Origin of the sequence: Shigella sp. FC1967, assembly GCF_001743005.1 — a bacterium.
Lineage (GTDB): Bacteria > Pseudomonadota > Gammaproteobacteria > Enterobacterales > Enterobacteriaceae > Proteus.
On sequence record NZ_MIIZ01001459.1, the window covers coordinates 1 to 342 of the forward strand.

Genomic DNA, 342 nt, shown 5'->3' on the forward strand with positions numbered 1-342 from the left:
GGGTTGTAAAGTACTTTCAGCGGGGAGGAAGGTGATAAGGTTAATACCCTTATCAATTGACGTTACCCGCAGAAGAAGCACCGGCTAACTCCGTGCCAGCAGCCGCGGTAATACGGAGGGTGCAAGCGTTAATCGGAATTACTGGGCGTAAAGCGCACGCAGGCGGTCAATTAAGTCAGATGTGAAAGCCCCGAGCTTAACTTGGGAATTGCATCTGAAACTGGTTGGCTAGAGTCTTGTAGAGGGGGGTAGAATTCCACGTGTAGCGGTGAAATGCGTAGAGATGTGGAGGAATACCGGTGGCGAAGGCGGCCCCCTGGACAAAGACTGACGCCTCAGGTG

At 52.9% G+C, this 342-nt stretch carries 1 rRNA gene; it reads left to right on the forward strand.

From position 1 onward, the window contains the following. Positions 1 to 342 (forward strand): 16S ribosomal RNA (locus BHE89_RS22960); the annotation flags it as partial.